The 19,384-nt window shown below is 69.8% G+C and carries 18 protein-coding genes; 6 read left to right on the top strand and 12 right to left on the bottom strand.

Annotated elements, in window-relative coordinates:
• Positions 1 to 210 precede the first annotated feature (210 nt).
• The gene (locus tag ACFYOY_RS22940; protein ID WP_351878842.1) at positions 211 to 372 is read right to left on the bottom strand and encodes a hypothetical protein; all 162 of its coding nucleotides are present in this window, start codon (positions 370 to 372) and stop codon (positions 211 to 213) included.
• A 196-nt stretch (positions 373 to 568) separates the two neighbouring features.
• Positions 569 to 2,848, bottom strand: coding sequence for an MMPL family transporter (locus tag ACFYOY_RS22935; RefSeq protein ID WP_388589163.1), 2,280 nt, complete (start codon positions 2,846 to 2,848; stop codon positions 569 to 571).
• A 396-nt stretch (positions 2,849 to 3,244) separates the two neighbouring features.
• Here ACFYOY_RS22935 and ACFYOY_RS22930 point away from each other — a divergent pair, with 396 nt between their 5' ends.
• The gene (locus ACFYOY_RS22930; protein WP_388589160.1) at positions 3,245 to 4,465 is read left to right on the top strand and encodes a S8 family peptidase; all 1,221 of its coding nucleotides are present in this window, start codon (positions 3,245 to 3,247) and stop codon (positions 4,463 to 4,465) included.
• A 152-nt stretch (positions 4,466 to 4,617) separates the two neighbouring features.
• Here ACFYOY_RS22930 and ACFYOY_RS22925 read toward each other — a convergent pair whose 3' ends face one another.
• Positions 4,618 to 5,205 (bottom strand): Uma2 family endonuclease, encoded by a 588-nt coding sequence (locus ACFYOY_RS22925; protein ID WP_388589234.1) that lies wholly within the window; start codon positions 5,203 to 5,205, stop codon positions 4,618 to 4,620.
• 162 nt (positions 5,206 to 5,367) lie between these two features.
• Positions 5,368 to 6,921 carry a phosphodiester glycosidase family protein gene (locus ACFYOY_RS22920; RefSeq protein WP_388589158.1) on the bottom strand — a complete coding sequence of 518 codons (1,554 nt, stop codon included), beginning with the start codon at positions 6,919 to 6,921 and terminating at the stop codon, positions 5,368 to 5,370.
• Positions 6,922 to 7,090: 169 nt separating this feature from the next.
• On the opposite strand from ACFYOY_RS22920, the gene ACFYOY_RS22915 reads away from it, so the two are divergent.
• Entirely contained in the window at positions 7,091 to 8,038 is a 948-nt protein-coding gene (locus ACFYOY_RS22915; protein WP_388589231.1) for an STM4015 family protein, read from the top strand.
• A 38-nt stretch (positions 8,039 to 8,076) separates the two neighbouring features.
• Positions 8,077 to 9,189: a hypothetical protein gene (locus ACFYOY_RS22910; RefSeq protein WP_388589155.1), complete on the top strand. Its 1,113-nt coding sequence runs from the start codon at positions 8,077 to 8,079 to the stop codon at positions 9,187 to 9,189.
• Between the two features lie 18 nt (positions 9,190 to 9,207).
• Here ACFYOY_RS22910 and ACFYOY_RS22905 read toward each other — a convergent pair whose 3' ends face one another.
• Both ACFYOY_RS22905 and ACFYOY_RS22900 read right to left on the bottom strand, forming a co-directional pair.
• Positions 9,208 to 9,411: a DUF397 domain-containing protein gene (locus ACFYOY_RS22905; RefSeq protein ID WP_388589152.1), complete on the bottom strand. Its 204-nt coding sequence runs from the start codon at positions 9,409 to 9,411 to the stop codon at positions 9,208 to 9,210.
• Between the two features lie 11 nt (positions 9,412 to 9,422).
• Positions 9,423 to 10,271, bottom strand: a complete 849-nt coding sequence (locus ACFYOY_RS22900) for a helix-turn-helix domain-containing protein (RefSeq protein WP_388589228.1) — start codon at positions 10,269 to 10,271, stop codon at positions 9,423 to 9,425.
• 193 nt (positions 10,272 to 10,464) lie between these two features.
• On the opposite strand from ACFYOY_RS22900, the gene ACFYOY_RS22895 reads away from it, so the two are divergent.
• The 3 genes from ACFYOY_RS22895 (at position 10,465) to ACFYOY_RS22885 (ending at position 13,045) form a co-directional block, all read left to right on the top strand.
• Positions 10,465 to 10,791: a hypothetical protein gene (locus tag ACFYOY_RS22895; protein WP_388589150.1), complete on the top strand. Its 327-nt coding sequence runs from the start codon at positions 10,465 to 10,467 to the stop codon at positions 10,789 to 10,791.
• A 107-nt stretch (positions 10,792 to 10,898) separates the two neighbouring features.
• On the top strand, positions 10,899 to 12,254 hold the full coding sequence (locus tag ACFYOY_RS22890; RefSeq protein ID WP_388589147.1) for an AAA family ATPase: 1,356 nt from the start codon (positions 10,899 to 10,901) through the stop codon (positions 12,252 to 12,254).
• A gap of 35 nt (positions 12,255 to 12,289) precedes the next feature.
• The gene (locus ACFYOY_RS22885) at positions 12,290 to 13,045 is read left to right on the top strand and encodes an HNH endonuclease (protein WP_388589144.1); all 756 of its coding nucleotides are present in this window, start codon (positions 12,290 to 12,292) and stop codon (positions 13,043 to 13,045) included.
• Here the strand turns inward: ACFYOY_RS22885 and ACFYOY_RS22880 are convergent.
• The 6 genes from ACFYOY_RS22880 to cysD all read right to left on the bottom strand — a co-directional run bounded on the left by ACFYOY_RS22880 (position 13,042) and on the right by cysD (position 19,380).
• A complete protein-coding gene (locus ACFYOY_RS22880; protein ID WP_388589141.1) occupies positions 13,042 to 13,794 on the bottom strand; it encodes a sirohydrochlorin chelatase in 753 nt (250 codons plus the stop codon). The two genes, ACFYOY_RS22885 and ACFYOY_RS22880, sit on opposite strands and share 4 nt — an antisense overlap.
• 56 nt (positions 13,795 to 13,850) lie before the next feature.
• Positions 13,851 to 14,831, bottom strand: a complete 981-nt coding sequence (locus tag ACFYOY_RS22875) for an ABC transporter permease (protein WP_351878805.1) — start codon at positions 14,829 to 14,831, stop codon at positions 13,851 to 13,853.
• Positions 14,818 to 15,642 (bottom strand): ABC transporter ATP-binding protein, encoded by an 825-nt coding sequence (locus tag ACFYOY_RS22870; protein ID WP_351878802.1) that lies wholly within the window; start codon positions 15,640 to 15,642, stop codon positions 14,818 to 14,820. The genes ACFYOY_RS22875 and ACFYOY_RS22870 overlap by 14 nt, the downstream gene beginning before the upstream one ends.
• A 70-nt stretch (positions 15,643 to 15,712) precedes the next feature.
• On the bottom strand, positions 15,713 to 16,774 hold the full coding sequence (locus tag ACFYOY_RS22865; protein ID WP_351879543.1) for an aliphatic sulfonate ABC transporter substrate-binding protein: 1,062 nt from the start codon (positions 16,772 to 16,774) through the stop codon (positions 15,713 to 15,715).
• 297 nt (positions 16,775 to 17,071) lie between these two features.
• Positions 17,072 to 18,439 (bottom strand): sulfate adenylyltransferase subunit 1, encoded by a 1,368-nt coding sequence (locus tag ACFYOY_RS22860; RefSeq protein WP_388589137.1) that lies wholly within the window; start codon positions 18,437 to 18,439, stop codon positions 17,072 to 17,074.
• A gap of 2 nt (positions 18,440 to 18,441) precedes the next feature.
• Positions 18,442 to 19,380, bottom strand: coding sequence for a sulfate adenylyltransferase subunit CysD (gene cysD / locus ACFYOY_RS22855; protein WP_078644506.1), 939 nt, complete (start codon positions 19,378 to 19,380; stop codon positions 18,442 to 18,444).
• Between the last annotated feature and the right edge of the window lie 4 nt (positions 19,381 to 19,384).

The raw sequence follows: 19,384 nt of genomic DNA, 5'->3' as shown, positions 1-19,384 counted from the left end.
TCGATTGCGGGCCACGGCCACGGTCCTTTCGGAGCCGGGCGGGCGGCAGCAGCGCGGAAACGGGCCCTGCCGCCCGTCCCGGAACGAGTGATTCCTGGACTGGCGGGGGCCCTGGCCGAGGGCGCGTGTTGGTAAGGGATCAGCTCACAGCGAGGAATCGGCTCACCGCGAGTGCGATCGGAAACCGGGCGAGTCAGCGGCTCGGGCCGCTCACAGACTCATGGAGACACCGGGCGCGTCCGGGCCGGCCAGGGCACCGGGGCCGCGCCGCGGGCGGCGGGTAAGCGAAGGCGAGACGCGCGCACACGCCACCCCGGCACAGCCGCGGGTGTTGACGCGGGTGAACACGCCGATGCCGGGACTGCCGCCCATCGGTGTGCTCCTTCCGTGCGCGCGTACGCGAAACGACGCGTATGCGGTTCTCCGCCGTATCCCCGCACCGTAGGGACCGGCGTGACCCCCCGCAACGCCTTTTCCACCCCCCCACCCGCACGCCGGATACGCCGAACCGGCCACATGGTCCGAAGACCATGTGACCGGTTGGCGGGTGTGCGGGTGCCCGGAGCGGTCAGACCCTGGCGTGCCGGGGCCGGTCGTCCGCGTCCGGCCCTGCGGGGGCAGCCACCAGGGTGGTGGGCCGCTGGGCCGGGGCGGGCTCGTCATGGGCGAGGTCCGGGAGCCACCGCAGCCACTTCGGCAGGTACCAGTTGCGCTCGCCGAGCAGCAGCATCGCGGCCGGGAGGAGCACCCCCCGGATGACGGTGGCGTCGATGAGGACCGCGGCCGCGAGGCCCACGCCCATCTGCTTCATGGACTGCATCGACAGCGTTCCGAAGATGGAGAAGACCGCGACCATGATGACGGCGGCGCTGGTGACCACGCCCGCCGTGGTGACCACGCCGTGCACCACCGCGTCCTTGGTGTTGCGCCCGGCCAGGCGCGCCTCGCGGATCCGGGAGACCACGAAGACGTGGTAGTCCATGCTCAGCCCGAACAGGATCACGAAGAGGAACAACGGCAGCCACGAGACGATCGCGCCCACGCCCTCCGCGCCGACCAGACCCGCGCCCCAGCCGTGCTGGAAGACCGCGGTGAGGATGCCGTACGCGGCGCCCACCGACAGCAGGTTGAGCACGATGGAGGTCACGGCGATGGTGAGCGACCGGAAGGACATCAGCATCAGCAGGAAGGCGAAGACCACCACGAAGGCGAAGACCGGGGGGACGGCCGAGCCGAGCTTGTCGTTGAAGTCCTTGGAGGAGGCGGTCGAACCGCCGATGGGGGCGTCCACCCCGTCCACCGTGCCGAGCGTCGCCGGGCGCACCTCGTCCCGCAGCACGTTCAGGCTCCGCTCGGCCTTGTCCTCGTCCGAGCCACCGATCAGCGGGACCTCCACCACGGCCACGTTCTGCTTCCGGTGGACGGTCACCTCGACCGGGCCCCTGGAGGCGCCCTTCGCCACGGCCTCGGTACGGAACCGGGCGAGGGCGTCGCGCACCGGCGCCGCGTCGATGTCGTCCGCCTTCACCACGGCCTTCGCCGGGTCGGACCCGCCCGGGAACGCCTCGTCGATGTGGTTGTACGCGGTCACGACCGGCAGCCGGTCGCCGAACTCCTGGTCCATGGTGAGGTTCGCGGTGTTCATCCCCACGGCGGGGACGGCCAGCGCGATCAGTGCGCCACTGGCGAGGGCCAGCGACAGCTTGGGGCGGCGCAGCACCGGGCCGAGGACGGTGCGCCAGACCCGGCTCTCGCTGCCGCCGCGCCGCCTGGCGCGGGCCAGGAACGGCAACCGGCCCTTCTCCACCCGCTCACCGAGCAGCGAGAGCAGCGCGGGCAGCACCGTCACCGAGCCGACCATCGCCACCGCCACCACCATCAAGGTGGCCAGCCCCATCGCCTTGAACTCCGCGATCCCGGTGAAGAGCATGCCCGCCATCGCGACGATCACCGTGACACCCGAGACCAGGACGGCGCGGCCGGAGGTGGCCGCCGCGATCCGCAACGCGGTCTGCGCATCCCGTCCGGCGGCGCGCTCCTCACGCTCCCGGCGCAGGTAGAACAGGCAGTAGTCGACGCCGACGGCCAACCCCACCAGCAGCATCACGGAGTTGGCGGTGTCGCTCATATGCACCCAGTGGCTCACCACCGCCACCAGACCGGTGGTGGCCAGGAACGCCGTCATCGCGAGCACGACCGGCAGCAGCGCGGCCACCAGCGCACCGAAGACGATCAGCAGAATGCCCAGGGCCACCGGCAGCGCGGAGAACTCGGCCTGGGTGAAGTCGTCGCCGAACGCGTCGTCGAACGCCTTCTGGCCGCTGGCGTCGCCGAACTCCTCGATCCGCAGGTCCTGGTGGCGGTCCTGGGCCTTGCCCACCGCGTCCAGGACCGGCTGGATGTGCTCGGACGCCTTCTCCGGATCGCCGCGCATCTCGAACTGCACGAGGGCGGAGCGCCGGTCGGCGGAGATGGTCTTCGTCTCGTACGGGGACCGGAGGGCGGTCACCCGGCCGGTGTCGCGTACGCCGGCGATCACCGCGTCGACCGCCTTGTGGAAGGCCGGGTCGTTCGCGGTGAGCCCGCCGCCCTTCGCCTGGATCAGCACGGTTTCCCCGGCTGCGGCGTCAATGCCCGCCTCGTCGAGAATCGTCGAGACGCGCCCGGACTCGCCGGGAACCTGCTCGCTGTCCGTCACATCCACCCGGCCCGTCATCGAGCCGACGGCCAGGGCGAGGATGACCAGCAGCACCCAGCCCCCGACCGCCGCCCACCGGTGACGGGCGCTCCAACTGCCCGCGCGAGCGGCTATCCCGCGCGGCCTCTCCAAGCGGCCTGTGTCCGCCACGACATCCCCTTATGCCCTGGTGGCGGAACGTCCCCGCCACTCATGGATGACGCTAGGGCGCGGCGGCGGGCCGCCCCATCCTGCTGACCGGTGAACCCTCCGGTGGTTCCCTCCATCCGAGGAAGGGGGGACAGCCCTACCCTCCCTGATGCGAGCCCCTTACACGCAAAGGGCGTTGACCTCGAGGTCGGGGAGCGGTCGAAGCGCGGAACGTTGCCTATGTCACACATCGTCGGGGATATCGGCGGGGATCTTGAATTGACCCGTACTCATCAGTCAGGGTCGTGTGAGAACCGGCGTGGCCCCAACCCACTCCGGTCCTGCCGCACTTGAGGGATCGGACGCGATCCGGGGTGCGGATTACCCCCCACAACCGCACGAGGAGGAACCCTCGTCATGGCAGTTCACAAGCAGCGCAACGCGCGTCGACTCGGCCTCGCCGTAGCCGCCGCCACCGCCGTCACCGCCGGTGTCTTCGTGGCCGTTCCGGCCGGGGCCACCACCGCGAAGCCCGCCGAGGGCACCGTCTACGGCACCCAGTCGAAGAGCGCCGTCGACGGCAGCTACATCGTCATGCTCAAGGGCGGCAAGACCGTCAAGGCCGCCGCCGAGGGCAAGGACCTCGCCCAGGAGTACGGCGGCAAGCTCAGCCGCTCCTACGACTCCGCCATCAACGGCTTCTCTGCCAGCGGGCTGAGCGACACCGAGGCCAAGCGGCTGGCCGCCGACCCGTCGGTCGCCAAGGTGGTCCAGAACCACCGCTACACGGTCAAGGGCACCCAGGAGAACCCGCCGTCGTGGGGCCTGGACCGGATCGACCAGGAAGACACCGAGGGCGACAAGGCGTACAACTACCCGGACAGCGCGGGTGAGGGCGTCACCGCCTACGTCATCGACACCGGTGTCCGCACCAGCCACAAGGACTTCGAGGGCCGGGCCACGTCCGGCTTCGACGCGGTCGACAACGACGACAGCGCCGACGACGGCAACGGCCACGGCACCCACGTGGCCGGCACCATCGCCGGAGCCGAGCACGGCGTCGCCAAGAAGGCCAAGGTCGTCGCGGTGCGCGTGCTGGACGACCAGGGCTCGGGCACCACCGAGCAGGTCGTCGCGGGCATCGACTGGGTCACCGAGAACCACGAGGGCCCGTCCGTCGCCAACATGAGCCTGGGCGGCACCCCCGACGAGGCCCTCGACGCCGCCGTGCAGAAGGCCATCGACTCCGGTGTCACCTTCGCCGTCGCGGCGGGCAACGAGTCCTCCGACGCCAGCCAGAGCTCTCCCGCCCGGGTGAAGGACGCGATCACGGTCGCCTCCAGCACCGACCAGGACGAGCAGTCCGACTTCTCCAACTACGGTGACGTGGTCGACATCTACGCCCCCGGCTCGGACATCACCTCCGACTGGAACACCGACGACGGCGCGACCAACACCATCTCCGGTACGTCGATGGCCACCCCGCACGTCGTGGGCGCCGCCGCCGTCTACCTCAGCGGCCACCAGGACGCCAAGCCGGCCGACGTGGCGAAGGCGCTGACGGACGGCGCGACCGCCGACAAGATCTCCAACCCGGGCGACGGCACGCCGAACAAGCTGCTGAAGGTCGTCGAGTAAGCCCGAGCAAGCCTCACCGAGGCTCACGCAGGTGAAGTGATCACCCCAGGGGCGCAACCGGCCGGCCGGTTGCGCCCCTGGGCGTGCTGAACGCGGTTCGTGTTCTGCCTTGTATCGAGGTGACGAGGTGGCCGAGGTGCCGAGACCCGGCGTCAGCCTTCCAACTCGCGGCGCACGGCGTCGAGATCCAGGTCGACGGCGAATTCTCCGGCCACGTCGACCGAAGCCTTGTCCGTAACCGTGGCCACCTCGCGGTAAGTGTCCCCGTCCAGGGCGTGCACCACCACGCACAGATCCGGTTCCATCTCGACCCGCCAATAGGCGGGCACCTTCGCCTGAGCGTAAAGGGCGGGCTTGAGGATGCGGTCAGCCGCTCGGTTGAAGGGCGAGACGATCTCCCCCAGAAGTACGGCCGCGTCGAGAGGCGCGGCCAGTGTGCCGCGTGGGACGGCGGCGCGGTCGACGACGGCGATATCGGGGATGAAGAGTCTGGATTCTCCCGTTACGCTGACCGCCTCGCCGGAGCGGAACCGTGCACCGGACCGAGCCAGGGCGACCTTGATCTGGCTGTGCAATGCGGATGACACGGTCTGGTGGTCCCAGTCGGGAGCAGGGGACATCATGAGGACACCGTCCACGAGTTCGAAGCGGGCTCGTGCCGGATGCTCCGGGAGTGCAAGAACGTCCTCGACCGTCCAGGGGCCTTCGTGATCGTCGACTCGCGTCTCAGCGACGCTCATGATCGCCACCACCGCCTCCTCGTGTGTTCCTTGGCTCCAGCATGGCACGCAGCTCTGACGACCGCCGACACTTCCAGCCCGAGCCGTGGCACTCGGGCTGGAAGGTGTGAATATCACCCACAGGAGTGATCTGAACACGCGGCGATGACCGCCGGTTAGCGCTTAGGGCAGGACCTGGACCGTGTCCCCCACCGCGCGTTCGCCCGTCGTGTCGGAGGTGATGTTGGCGAGCTTGCCGTTGACCGCCATGGCGGTGGAGCCGCCGCCGTCCAGGTTGAGGGCCTGGACGGCGCCCTGGGAGCGCATGAAGCGGGCGGCCTCCTCCAGGGTGAAGCCCTCGCTCACACCTGGCTGCCGGCCGTCCACCGTGGCCAGGATCAGCCGACCCTTCCTGTCGAGCCCGGCCATCGTGCGGGGCTGCCGCACGTTCGACCAGGCGTAGCCGAAGGAGAGGTTCTTCGGGTCGAGGGTGCCCTCGGTGGCGGCGTCGACGGCGATACGGCCGTCCTTCACCAGGGTGGGGGCGGCGCTGACGATGCTGTCGTCGGAGTCGAGCCGGACCCGGCGGCCGGAGGTGTCCCGGACGACCTCCTCCAGCGCGATCCGCTCACCCCGCCGGGCGTGGGCCGTCAGCCAGTCGGACGCGGCGCCGATGCCCTGGAGCACCGAGCCCCCGGCCGGGACCGTGCCGCCGCGCGGGCCGGTGGAGACCACCCGGCCGTCGGCGTCGAGTACGACCTGGGTGCCGGGCCCGGTGGGCAGCTCGGCGCGGAACCTGGGGGTGAACTTCACCAGGTCGTCGGCCTCGGAGCAGGTCAGATCCTGCCGGGGCAGCTCGGTCGGAGTGGCCCCGGGGCGGCCGCAGTTGCGCACCTTGCCGGGCACCCGGTTGATGCCCTGCACCGCATACCTGGACGACCCCGCCCGCGCGGTGACCGTGCTGGTCAGGTCGGCGATACGGGCGTGCCGGCCGCCGTCCGCGAGGATCAGCGCGGCCCGCGAACCGGCGGCCATCGACTCCAACTCGCCGTCGTACGCGGAGATTCCGGCCATCGTGCCCTGGACGCCGTCGGCGTCGGCGGTGACGAAGAAGCCACCGTTGACGGCGATCAGGGAGTGGCGCTTCGCGGCGACCGAAGAGGTCGTCTCGCGGTCCGCCACGCTGCGGTCATGGGTGGCCGCCACGGTGCCGGTGAACCGGGCCGGGTCGATCACCGCCACATGGACGCTCTCGCGGTCGGCGGGCCGCTGCGCGTCGTAGCCGGTCCACTCCGGCACCGCCGTGAACCCGGCCGCGGCGACCTTCTCGCGCATGCCCTGCGCCTCACCGGAGGCGGCGTACGAGCCCACCCGCACCCGCCACCCCATGGTGCCGTGCGGCGTATCGGCGTAGGCGGGCCACACCACCCGTTCGACCCGTGGCTCGAACCCCGCCTCGCGCAGCCGCCCCGCCGTGGCGTCCGCCCAGGACCGCTCGCCCAGTGGCGCCGAGCCGGGCCCCTGCACGGTGACCGTCCAGACCGGCTTCGCGTCCGCGTCCCGGAGCACCCCGGCGCGCACTCGCACCCCCGGGGCCACCGTCTCCGTCGTCCAGGATCCGGCATCCGGCGTCGCCTGCGCCGGGGGTTGGATGGCCGCGACGACGACGGCGGCCCCCAGGGCGGCCCCCATCCGGACGCCGAGGCGACGGCGGGCGGTGCTCTCTTCGTTGCGCATGAGTGGAAGTCCAGCGCCGCCCGTGGGCCGCGCCGACACATGGGAAGGGCGGCCCGCGGAACGTACGGTGAACGGCGGGGGGAACGGCCGGTGGCCATGTCCGGGGCTGCTGATAGAACAAGCGCACAACCGTCGGACACGGAGCCTCGGGAGCCCCCTCTTGTCGTATGTGCAACACGCCCGGCATTTCCACGGGTTACCGGTGCTGACCGTCCCGCCGTACGCCCCCGCCACGCTTCTGCCCGATGCCGCCTCCGTCGCCTGGCGGCTGGAGACCGGGCCGTACTCGACCGACGAGAACCCCGAGGACTACTGGGACCGCTTCACCAGCACGGTGGAGCTGGAGAAGGTGCGGGCGCTGGTCCTCGGCCATGGCATGGACTATCTGTCGCACCAGGCGTTCATCGGTCTGAGCCCCCGGCTGACCGGTCTCGAGGCGCTCTTCCTCAGCGATGTCGAGGGCGACGAGCAGATGATCTCCAGCATCGACCAGTGCGATCTCGCACCGCTCCTGGAGGCGTTCCCCGATCTGCGGGAGCTCGTCGTCCGCGGAGGGGAGGGGCTGGACTTCCCCGTGACGGGGCACGCCGGGCTGCGGGCGCTGCGGGTCGAGTCCGGTGGGCTGCCTCCCGAAGCGGCGGCGAACATCGCCGCCGCCGACCTGCCCTCGCTGGAGCGGCTGGAGCTGTGGCTGGGAGACGACGACTACGGGGGCGGCACCACCGTCGAGCAGCTCGCCCCGCTCCTCGCGGGCGAGCGCAAGCCCGCCCTGCGCCACCTGGGATTGCAGAACAGCCCCATCCAGGACGAGTTGGCCGCCGCGCTGGCTTCCGCACCGGTCGTGCCGCGGCTCACCTCGCTGAGCCTGTCCATGGGCACGCTCTCCGACGCGGGCGCGGAGGCGCTGCTGCACGGGCAGCCGCTCACCCACCTCGATGAACTCGACCTTTCGCACCACTTCCTCAGCGACGCCATGATGCTGCGGATATGGACCGCGCTGGAGCCCGCGGGGGTTCGGGTGAACCTGTGCGGGAGGCAGGAGGAGGACGACGAGGGCTGGGGGGACGAGGACGACGAGTACGAGGGAAGCGGCCGGTACATCGCAGTGGCCGAATGACCCTCCAGCCCGATCCCGCCGCTTCCGAAAGGTCCACCATGCCGAACAGCACCGAACCGCTCACCCGCATCCGCATCGGACGTGACGTCTCCTGGATCGAGCCCGCCCGGCGGGTGCCCTACGGACACGTGCTGTACGCCGCGGCCACGTCGGGATCCGCTCCCGCCGCCGTCGTGGCGAGCCTGGCCGAGCTGGGCTTCGCCGACATCGAGCTTCCCGCGACCCCGCTGCCCCCCACGGTGGACCCGGACGACGCGCTGCTGCTCAAGGCGGATACGTACAACCTCTCGTGGCTGGAGGTCGGCACCCCCGTACCGCTGCGGCATCTGCTCGCCGCCGCGGGTTGGCAGGGCCACAGCCCCGCCGAGGCCGCACGGCGGCTGACCGCCTTCGGCTGGACGGTCCCGGCGGCCCAGCCGCTGCCCGAAACCCCGGACGCCCGGGACATCGTGCTGATCCGCACCGATCCCCGGGGCAATGGGGAGTGGCTGGAGTGGGGCGGTGAGGCGTCGAGCGGGCATGTGCGCAAGGTGGCCGGGACACTCCGGTGCAACCCGCACATCGTCGCCACGCGCCTGATCGCGCTCGGCATCCGGCTGCCGTACACCCCGGAGCCCGAGGACGAGCGCATCCTCCAGGACCCCCGTGAGCCGCTGCTCGCCCTCGCCCAGGACACCGGCCGCCGCCCGGCGGACATCGCGTCCCGCCTGGTGGAGCTGGGCCACTCCCGCCCGAGCGCCGTGCCGGACACCTGGGAGCCGGACGACCTGCGCATCCTCAGCGAGGAACTCGACGGCCGAGCCCCTTGGTTGGAGCGGAACAACGTCGTAGGGGTGCGGCTGCGGCACATCCTGCGCGCGGCGCTCGCCACGGGACGCAGCCCTGCGGACATCGCCAAGCGGCTGGACGCGTTGGGGCATTGGCTGCACGAGAACGCCAAGCTGCCCGCCGTCGCCGACGTGGCGGACATCCGGCTCTTGGAGACGGTCGACCGCTCGTTCCTGGACGGCGTCCACCTCGAACATGTGCTCCGCAGCGCGAGCCTGACCGGCCGAAGCCCGGCGGACGTCGCCTCGCGGCTGACCGCCCTGGGCTACCGGCTGCCCGACGAGGTGGACTACCCGGAGGTGTGCGGCGTGGTGCGCCGGTGATGTGTTGACGCCTCGTGGCTACCGCCCGAGGTGGTCGAGCGCCCCCGCCTTGACGGCGCGTATGAAGGTTCTGAGTCGGCCCGGTGTGGTGGTGAGGGTTTCGGCGGGGGTGTCGCTTTCCCGAATCCGTATCCCGCCGTCGACGGGGAGGAGTTCGACGCAATGGTTGTCCTCCCCGTTTCCGGAGAACGAAGACTTGCGCCACTTGGCCGGGCTCGACATGGTTGCCTCTCTCATATTTCTTGCGCGATGCGGTGGATGAAATCTCGAGACGCCCCTACCGCGAGGGAAGAAGCCTCGGCCTTGTCCAGTAGCGCGCGGTATCTCGTGAGCTCCGACTCCGCGTCCATCCAGAACGAGCCGTGCATGGCATCGATCTGCGCGGTATCGAGCTTGGGAACGGGCCCGCCGACGTAGAGCATGGAGTTTCCGGCTCCGCCGAAGCCGTCCACATCAAAAGGGATCACCCTGACGGTGACGTTCGGGCGCTCCGACTGTTCCAGGACGAAGGCGAGCTGCTCGCGTGCGACCTTCCGGTCGGCTACGCGTGTGCGCAGGACGCTTTCGTGAATCAACGCCGAGAACGCGATCGCCGGGTCCTGGGACAACACCTCCCGCCGCCGTACGCGAAAGGAGACCAGCGTGTCGAGATGCTGTGGCGGCAGCGGAGGAACGGCGTAGGCCATGAGCGCCCGGATGTACGCCTCGGTCTGTAGGAGTCCCGGAACGTAGGAGGCTTGAAGCATGCGCATGTGGGTTGCGTGGTGTTCCAACTCGGCAAGGTCCAGTGCGCCATGCGCGAGGAGGCCCCGGTACTCCTCCCACCATCCCTTGCCGCGCTCACCGGCCATGGCAACCAGTGCGTCGATCAGCGCGGTGTCGAAGCACGCGTACTGAGAGGCCATATAGCGCAGTCGCGCCTCGCTGATACCGGCCTTGCCCGCTTCGACCTGACTCATCTGGATGGGGTTCGTACCGATCAGCTCGGCCGCCCGGCGGGCGGTCACACCAGCCGCATCGCGCATCTTGCGCAGCTCAGTACCCAGTCGGCGCTGTCGTGCTGTGGGCTGACTTCTCGGCATGCTCTCTTCTCCTCCAGGCTGTTCGGCAGTCTGCCGTGCGCGACGACGCAGGTCCAACGCCTCGTAGCTGCGAGCATAAGGTTGTGTCAGCATAACCTTATGCTCTACCGTGAGTGACGCGCCCATCACGTAGTGGTGGCCGGTCGGCCGGAAGCGTATCTGCCCTTTCATGCCTGCTCCCTCGGAGGCCCACATGCAGACACCGGACTCCCCAGAACTCTTCGCCAAGGAACTCTGCGACCTCGTCCTCGCGGTCGCGCCCAGAATCTTCGCCGTCGTCCAGGAGTGCGAGGTGCGGCCTGGCCTGAAAGACGGGTGTGTCGCGGCGTGGGGAATCGCCTTCGGCGAGGGTCCCGTTCACGTGATCACGGCCGACGGCACCGGCCAGATGGTCCTCAACTCGCCGGAAGGTGCTCTTCGATGGTTCATGCGCGGCGCTGGTGAGGACGGCGTGACGGCAAGGCTGGTGTGGCTCAGCCGCCCCGGGAGCGCCGAGCTCGACCACGCCGAGGCCGCTTGAACACGCGAGAGGGCGGGGCGCGCTGCCCCGCTCATGGGCTATGTCGGGGTGCCTGGATCGGTAGTCTGCGCAGAGGCACCCGCTCCGGTCCGTAGGAGGGCAAAGATATGTACGTAACGGACTTGGAGCTGTCCGGCGTCCGAGGGTTCCACGGTCACCGGGCGGCCCGGTTGCGATTCCCGCGACGTGAGGACGGCAGTTACGCGGGCTGGACCGTGCTGGCCGGGCGGAACGGCTCGGGCAAGTCGACGGTGCTGCAAGCCCTCGCGTTGGTAGTGCAAGGTCCGGCTGTCACCCATGCGCTGCTCAAGAAGGCAGACGAGTGGGTGACTCAGGAAGCGCGCAAGGCGGTCGTCGAGGCGACGGTGGTCGGTCCCGAACACGTGGATGCCCGTTGGGCCAACTCCGACAGCTCCGTCGACGGTTGGTTTCCAGAGACAGGAAGTGTCCGGCTGGTCTGGGACCGGATGAAGAACCGTGGTAAGAATCATGTCAGCCTGCGGCATCCGGTGATGAAGAAAGCGGCCGATCTTCAACGCAGGGCTGAGTCGGGCCCTTGGCAGCAGGATCCGCAGGGGTGGCTGTGCCTCGGTTATGGCCCTTATCGCCGTCTCGGCGGCGGAAACTCTGCGCGGAATGTGGGTACCGAGCGTGCTGAGCGGCTGGCAACACTCTTCGATGAGAGCGTCTGCCTGACGGAAGGCGTCACTTGGCTCATCGAACAACATCTGCGTAGTCTCGAAGGGCGTACCGGCGCACGAGAGCTCGTAGAGGCTGTAAAACTCCTGCTCGGCGATGGGCTGCTCCCCGATTACCACGAGGTGACCGACGTCGACTCCGATGGTCTCTGGGTGACGACCCCGCGTGGAGTGCTCGCCTTGCGTGGGCTGAGCGATGGTTACCGCTCGGTCACGGCTCTGGTCGTGGATATCGTCCGGCACTTGTATGGTGCGTATGGCGAGTTGCGAGTCGAGAACCGTGACGGACATCCTGTCATCCCGATGCCCGGTGTCGTGCTCATAGACGAAGTCGATTCTCATCTACACGTCAGCTGGCAGAAGCTGATCGGCCCGTGGATGAAGCAGCACTTCCCGGAAATCCAGTTCATCGTCACCACCCACAGCCCGTACATCTGTCAGTCCGCCGACCCTGGCGGATTGATCAGGCTGGCCGCGCCCACGGAAGAACGTCCACCCGAGGTGGTTGACGAAGAGCTGTACCAGCGGGTTGTGTACGGCAGCGGGGACGACGCGGTCCTGTCCGACCTCTTCGGGGTCGACTCGCCATACTCTCATCGTGCGGACGAGCTTCGGCGACGGCTGGCGGCCATGGAGTTCAGGGTGCTGGACGGCCAGGCGAGCGAGGCGGAGCTGGTCGAATACCGTCGGCTAAGCGTGCAGCTAAACAGTTCTCTGTCTGCGCGGGTAAGCGAAGTGGCGGCCCATCTGGGGCGTGAGGAATGATTCGGTTAGAACGGCCACCGCTCGACGGTCACACGGTGAAACTGCTTGCACGAGCGCACGACCGCCTACCTGACGCTGGCCTCACAGAAGCTGTCGCCCGAAAGGCTTGGAAGGCGGCCGGCGGCACCCGCGAGCGCGTAGCCATGGCCCTCCGCGCGATGGCCAGCGGGATCGAGCGTTGTATGTACTGTTCGGAGAGTCTTGGCACAGCCGTCGACCACTTCGAGCCTCTGCACCACGCCCCTCGCCGGGTGTTCGACTGGTACAACCACCTCCTCGGGTGCTCCTTTTGCAACTCGCACGCTAAGGGTGGCACCTTCCCGAGAGACGAGGGCGGGGAGCCACTGCTCATCGACCCTACGGCGGACGAACCGGTACATCATCTCCGGCTGTCCCTCACCAGCGGTGAGTACCACTGTCTGACCCCGCGTGGCTGCGCGACCATCGATGTCTTTCAGCTCAACCGGGGTCCATTACGGAAAGGCAGACTGGATGCGGTAGGCCAGTGCCTCGACACCCTGGCGAGCTGCGCCACTCTTCTGGCAGTGGACGACAAGGTTGGTGTGCAGAAGCGGATGCTGAGACTGCGACGTCAGCCCCTCGCGGACGTTCTGCAAGAGCTGCGGCGCATCGCGGACCGGCCCTCGGCGGCCTTGGTGGTCGGAGACGAGGCCGCCCTTGCCGCCCTGCGCGTGTTGTACGGACAGCCCGTGGCCGAGCCCGTGTTCATCCCGCGGCAGACCGCGCGGCACGAGCCGGACTGCAGGTCCTGGAAGACCGCCGCGTCCTAGGCGCTGAGCAGCACTTCGCCCGCCCCGCGCGCCTCGTCGTAGCGGCGCAGCAGGAGGCGGGCCAGTTCCGGCGCCGGGCCCAGGACGGGGGCCAGGAGGTCGGCGCCTGTCGCCTCGGCGCCGTGGGCGATGCGGTCGGGGAGGCGGCCGGGGGCGATGACGTAGGGGGCCACGGCCACCCGGGCGACGCCGTCCGCGCGCAGGGCGCGGACGGCGTCCTCGGTGCGGGGAAGAGAGGCGGAGGCGAACGCGGGTCGCACGGCGCACCATCCGGTGTGCCGCCACTCCCGCGCGATTTCAGCGATCACCGCGATCGCCTCCGGGTCGGTGGAGCCCGCCGAGGCCAGGACGACCCCGGTCGAGGGGCGGTCGGCGGGGCGCAGCCCCGCCTCGTACAGGCGGCGTTCCAGGGCGTCCATGAGCAGCGGGGACGGACCCAGGACCTCGGCCTGGCGGACGGACAGGCGGGGGTGGCGGGTCGTGGCCTCGCGCAGCACCGCCGGAATGTCGGACTTCGCGTGGAAGGCGCGGGTCAGCAGCAGCGGGAGGGCGATCACCTCGGTGGCGTCCTCCGCGGCGAGGCGGGCCAGCACCTGCGGTACGCGTGGGGCGTTGAACTCCAGGAACGCCGACTCCACCCGCAGCCCCGGCCGCAGCGACCGCACCCGCGCGCGCAGCGCGTCGACGGTCGCCGCATGGCGGGGGTCGCGGCTGCCGTGGGCGATGATCAGCAGGGTCGGGGCAGACATGGTGGCTTTCCGTGCCTTCTTTCCGTGGCTTTCCGTGGCTCCGTGGAATTTCCGTTTCAGCGGGTGCTCGCCAGCAGGCCGCGGCTGCGCAGTACCCGACGCTCGATCGGGGCGAAGATCAGCAGCTCGATGGCGATGCCGACGACGAGGATCATGAGGATGCCGAGGAGCACCCCCGCCATATCGGAGTTGTTGCGCTGGTTCTCCAGGTACTGGCCGAGCCCCAGGCCCAGGTCCGGGGACTTGGCGATGATCTCGGCGGCCATCAGCGAGCGCCAGGAGAAGGCCCAGCCCTGCTTGAGCCCGGCGACGTAACCCGGCAGCGCGGCGGGCAGCAGGATGTGCCAGGCGCTGACCAGACCGCGGGCGCCGAGGGTGCGTCCGGCCCGCAGGAAGAGCGGCGGCACCTGGTCGATGCCGGCCACCAGCCCGTTGGCGATGGAGGGGACCGCGCCCAGCAGGATGACGGTGTACATCATCTGGTCGTTCAGGCCCAGCCAGATCACCGCGGGCGGCACCCAGGCGACCGAGGGAAGCGACTGCAGCCCGGACAGGATCGGGCCGAGACCGGCGCGGATGAACTTCACCCGGGCGACGATCAGCCCCAGCGGGGTCCCGATCGCCAGCGCGATGACGAAGCCGAACAGACCGCGCGAGACGCTGGTCCAGACGATGTCGAACAGCTCGCCCTGCAGCCACAGCTGGTGCAGCGCGTCCCAGACAAGGCCCGGGTCGGGCAGCTTGTAGTCGTCGGTGACCTTCGCGAGGACGAGCACCTTCCACAGGCCCAGGACGACGGCCACGGCCACGATGGGCGGCAGCACCTTCTGGACCAGCACCTCGACCGGTGAGACCCGCTTGATGTGCACCGTGTCCAGGGCGTCCAGACCGGCCTCCAGACCCGCCAGGTCCTGGGAGCTCCCCGCACGCGCCTTCGCCGTGGACTTCTCCACGGACTTCTCTATGGACTGCTCGCCGCCGTTCCCGCCGTCGGCTTCGTCGACCGCGGTGCCGGGGGTGGTCTTACTGCTGGCCATGGCGGCGGATCTCCCCACGCAGTTCTTCGGTGATCTCAACGGACAGGTCGGCGACGGCCGCGTCCTCGATGCGACGCGGCTGCGGAATGTCCACCGTCCAATCGCGGACGACCCGCCCCGGCCGGGAGGACAGCAGCACCACGCGCTCGGCCAGCCGGACGGCCTCGCGGACGTTGTGGGTCACGAACAGCACCGAGACGCCGGTCTCGCTCCAGATCCGGGTCAGCTCCTCGTGCAGCACATCACGGGTGATGGCGTCGAGCGCGGCGAACGGCTCGTCCATCAGCAGCACGCTCGAGTCCTGCGCCAGCGCCCGGGCCAGCGCCACGCGCTGCCGCATACCGCCGGAGAGCTCGTGCACCCGCTTGCCGTAGGCGCCGCCGAGCCGCACCAGCTCCAGCAGCCGCTCGGCCCGCGGCCTGCGCTCCGCGCGCGGCACACCGCGCAGCCGCAGCGCCAGCTCGATGTTCTTCCCCGCGGTCAGCCACGGGAACAGGGCGTGCTCCTGGAACATCAGGGCCGGCCGGCCGCCGGGGACCTCGATGGCCCCCGAGGACGGCTTGTCCAGGTCGGCGATCAGATTGAGCAGGGTCGACTTACCGCAGCCGGAGGCCCCCAGGATGCAGACGAACTCCCCGGGCCGCACCTGGAGGTTGATGTCCTCGAGCACGGGCTGGGCCGCCCCGGGACGGCCGAAGGACTTGTGGACATGGGCGATCGATACGGATCCGGCGGTGCCGGCGGGACCGGCGGGGACCGCCGCCGCGGCGCCCGCCCGGTCGTCCTTCTCGGTGGTCAGTGCCGGGGACATCCGGTCACCTCCTGATGGATGCGTACATGCGGGTACATGCGTACGGTGCGTACGGGGACGGACAGGGCGGCTACTTGGCGCCCAGACCCGCGTCGGAGACGGTCGGCTTGCCCTCGGCCTTGAGGACCTTGTTCAGCGGGGCCAGGTCGTAGATGCCCTTGAGGTCGGGCTTCTCCAGGAGCCCCGCCTGGACCGCGTGGTCCGCCTCGGTGTTCAGCGTCGAGGCCAGGGGGTCGTCGGTGGCCTGGATGGACTTCCACGCCGGGTCGATCACCTCGGCGGGCAGCGGCTTGCCGGTCTCCTCCTTGAGCGCCGCGTTGGCCGCGTCCCTCGCCTGCTCGGGGTTGGCCTTGATGAAGGCGTTGGTCTTCACCGAGCCGCGCAGCACGGCCTCGACGACCTTCGGATGCTCCTTGAGGAACGACTGCTTCACGATCAGGTTGGTGATCACGAACTTCTTGTCCGGCCACAGCGAGGATTCGTCCAGCAGCACCTTGGCACCGTCGGCGACCAGCTTGGACGCGGTCGGCTCGGGCACCCACGCGCCGTCGATGGCACCGGACTTGTACGCGTCGGGCGTCACCTTGTTGTCGCTGCGGACCACCGACACATCGCCCTTGCCGCTCTGGGCGTCGACCTTCCAGCCCTTGCTCGCGATCCAGTTGAGGAACGCCACGTCCTGGGTGTTGCCCAGCTGCGGGGTGGCGATCTTCTTGCCCTTGACGTCGTTCAGCGTCTTGATCTTCTTCGGGTTGACCACGAGCTTGACACCGCCCGAGACCGAACCCGAGATGATCTTGAGGCTGGAGCCGTGGGACTTCACATAGCCGTTGATGGCCGGCGACGGGCCGATCCAGCCCATGTCGATGGAGCCCGCGTTGAGTGCCTCGATCTCCGACGGCCCGGCGTTGAAGACGTACGGCGCGACCTTCGTGCCCTTGAGTTCCTGCTGGATCGGGCCGCCCTTGCGCAGCCCCACCAGGGCGGTGGCGTGGGTGAGGTTGGCGAAGTAGCCGACCTTCACCTTGTCCAGGCCGTCGACCTTCTCACCGCCTGCCGCGGGGATCGCTGAGGATCCCGTGTCGTCGGACTTCTTCTCCGATCCGTAGCCGCAGGCGCCCAGCGCGCCCATCAGCAGGGGGAGGACGGCCGCCGCCGCCAGGAGCCGGGTGCGGCGGGGGTGGCTGGCTGATCGCGGGGGGACGAGGCGGGCGGCAGACGACGACACGGAGGTGTTCCTCTCGACGAGCCGGGGCGGCGTCAGAGGACGCCCGGCAGATCAGACGGTTTTCGGCGGCGGTGGTGGACAGGAGCGGACAGCGGCGTCAGCGCGCACATCGTCCGACCCCGCCCTGGCCGCTGCCGAGCGTCCCGCTGCCCACGCGGCCGCCCTCCTTGGCGAACGTCGAGAACACCTCACCGGTCATGGTCAGAAGTCCCATCCCTCGTCGTCCCGCGCCGCCTCGGCACCCTCGGCCGACGCCGCGAACGAGTCGCCCGCCATCCCGGCGGTGAGCGTGGTGCCGTCGGCCGGGTCGATCAGCAGGAAGGAACCGGTCCGCCGCGAGTCCTCGTACGCGTCCAGCGCCAGCGGCTCGGACGTACGGAGCACGACCCGGCCGATGTCATTGGCGGCCAGCTCACCCGGCGCCGGGTGGTGCGACAGATCGGCCAGCGTCAGCCGCGACGGAATGTCCTTGATGATCGCCTTCATCGTGCGGGTGGTGTGCTTGAGCAGCACCCGGTCGCCCACCCGCAGCGGACGGTCGTGCAGATGGCAGACGGTGGCCTCGACGTCCTGGGTGGTCTCCGGGGCGTAGTCGCTCGGCGCGATCAGATCCCCGCGCGAGATGTCCAGGTCGTCGGCGAGCGTGACGGTCACCGACTGCGGCGCCCACGCCACGTCCACCATCGCGCCCAGCGCGTCGATCCCGGTGATGGTGCTCGTCAGGCCGGACGGCAGCACGGTGACGGCGTCGCCGACGCGCAGCACACCGGAGGCGATCTGGCCCGCGTAGCCGCGGTAGTCGGGGTGCTCGGTGGTCTGCGGACGGATCACGTACTGCACCGGGAAACGCGCCGGGTCCTGGGACGGGTCGGTGCCCACCGGCACGGTCTCCAGGTGCTCCAGCACGGTCGGGCCGCCGTACCAGTCCATGTTCGCCGACGGGGTCACCACATTGTCCCCGGCGAGCGCCGAGATCGGGATGGCGGTGATCTCCGGGACGCCCAGCGAGGCCGCGTAGGTCGTGAACTCCTCGGCGATGGCCGCGAAGACCGGCTCCGCGTAGTCCACCAGGTCCATCTTGTTGACGGCGAGGACCACATGCGGGACCCGCAGCAGGGCGGCGACCGCGGCATGCCGCCGGGTCTGCTCCACCACGCCGTTGCGCGCGTCCACCAGGACGACCGCGAGCTCGGCGGTGGAGGCGCCGGTGACCATGTTGCGGGTGTACTGCACATGGCCGGGGGTGTCGGCGAGGATGAACCGCCGCTTGGGAGTGGCGAAGTAGCGGTAGGCGACATCGATGGTGATGCCCTGCTCCCGCTCCGCGCGCAGCCCGTCCGTCAGCAGCGCCAGGTCCGGCGCCGCCTGGCCACGGCTGCGCGATGCGTGCGCCACGGCCTCCAGCTGGTCGGCCAGTACCGACTTGGAGTCGTGCAGCAGCCGCCCGACCAGGGTGGACTTGCCGTCGTCCACCGAGCCCGCGGTGGCGAACCGCAGTTGCGAGGTGGCCGCGGACCGCTCCACGGCGGCCGCGGCGGCCTGCTCCTCGGACGTCAGATTGCTCGTCATCGTTAGAAGTACCCCTCGCGCTTGCGGTCCTCCATCGCGGCCTCCGACAGCTTGTCGTCGGCGCGGGTCGCACCCCGCTCGGTCAGCCGGGAGGCGGCTATCTCATCGATGACCTGCTCGATGGTCACCGCGTCCGACTCGACGGCACCGGTGCAGGACATGTCGCCCACGGTGCGGTAGCGCACCATGCGCCGCTCCACGGTCTCGTCGTCCTTCGGACCGCCCCACTCACCGGGCGCCAGCCACATGCCACTGCGCCGGAAGACCTCGCGCTCATGTGCGTAGTAGATCTGCGGCAGGTCGATCTTCTCCCGGGCGATGTACTGCCACACGTCCAGCTCGGTCCAGTTGGAGAGCGGGAAGACCCGGACATGCTCACCGGGGGAGTGGCGGCCGTTGTAGAGCTGCCACAGCTCCGGGCGCTGCCGCCGCGGGTCCCAGCCGCCGAACTCGTCCCGGAGGGAGAACACCCGCTCCTTGGCGCGGGCCTTCTCCTCGTCCCGGCGGCCACCGCCGAAGACCGCGTCGAAGCGGTTCTTCTCGATGGCGTCCAGCAGCGGCACCGTCTGCAGCGGATTGCGGGTGCCGTCCGGGCGCTCGCGCAGCCGGCCGTCGTCGATGAACTCCTGGACCGAGGCCACATGCAGCCGCAGCCCATGCCGGGCGACCGTGTTGTCCCGGTAGTCGATGACCTCGGGGAAGTTGTGCCCGGTGTCCACGTGGAGCAGCGAGAACGGCACCGCCGCCGGGGCGAACGCCTTGAGCGCGAGATGCAGCATGACGATGGAGTCCTTGCCGCCGGAGAAGAGGATCACCGGCCGCTCGAACTCACCTGCCACCTCACGGAAGATGTGCACCGCCTCGGACTCCAACGCGTCCAAGTGCGCGAGCGCGTACAGGCCCGCGCCCTCTTCCGCGTTGATCGCCGTCACGGTCGTCATGCCG

The organism is Streptomyces sp. NPDC007875, assembly GCF_042868035.1.
In the GTDB taxonomy this organism is placed as follows: domain Bacteria; phylum Actinomycetota; class Actinomycetes; order Streptomycetales; family Streptomycetaceae; genus Streptomyces; species Streptomyces antimycoticus.
This window is presented reverse-complemented; position numbering and strand designations above follow the sequence as displayed.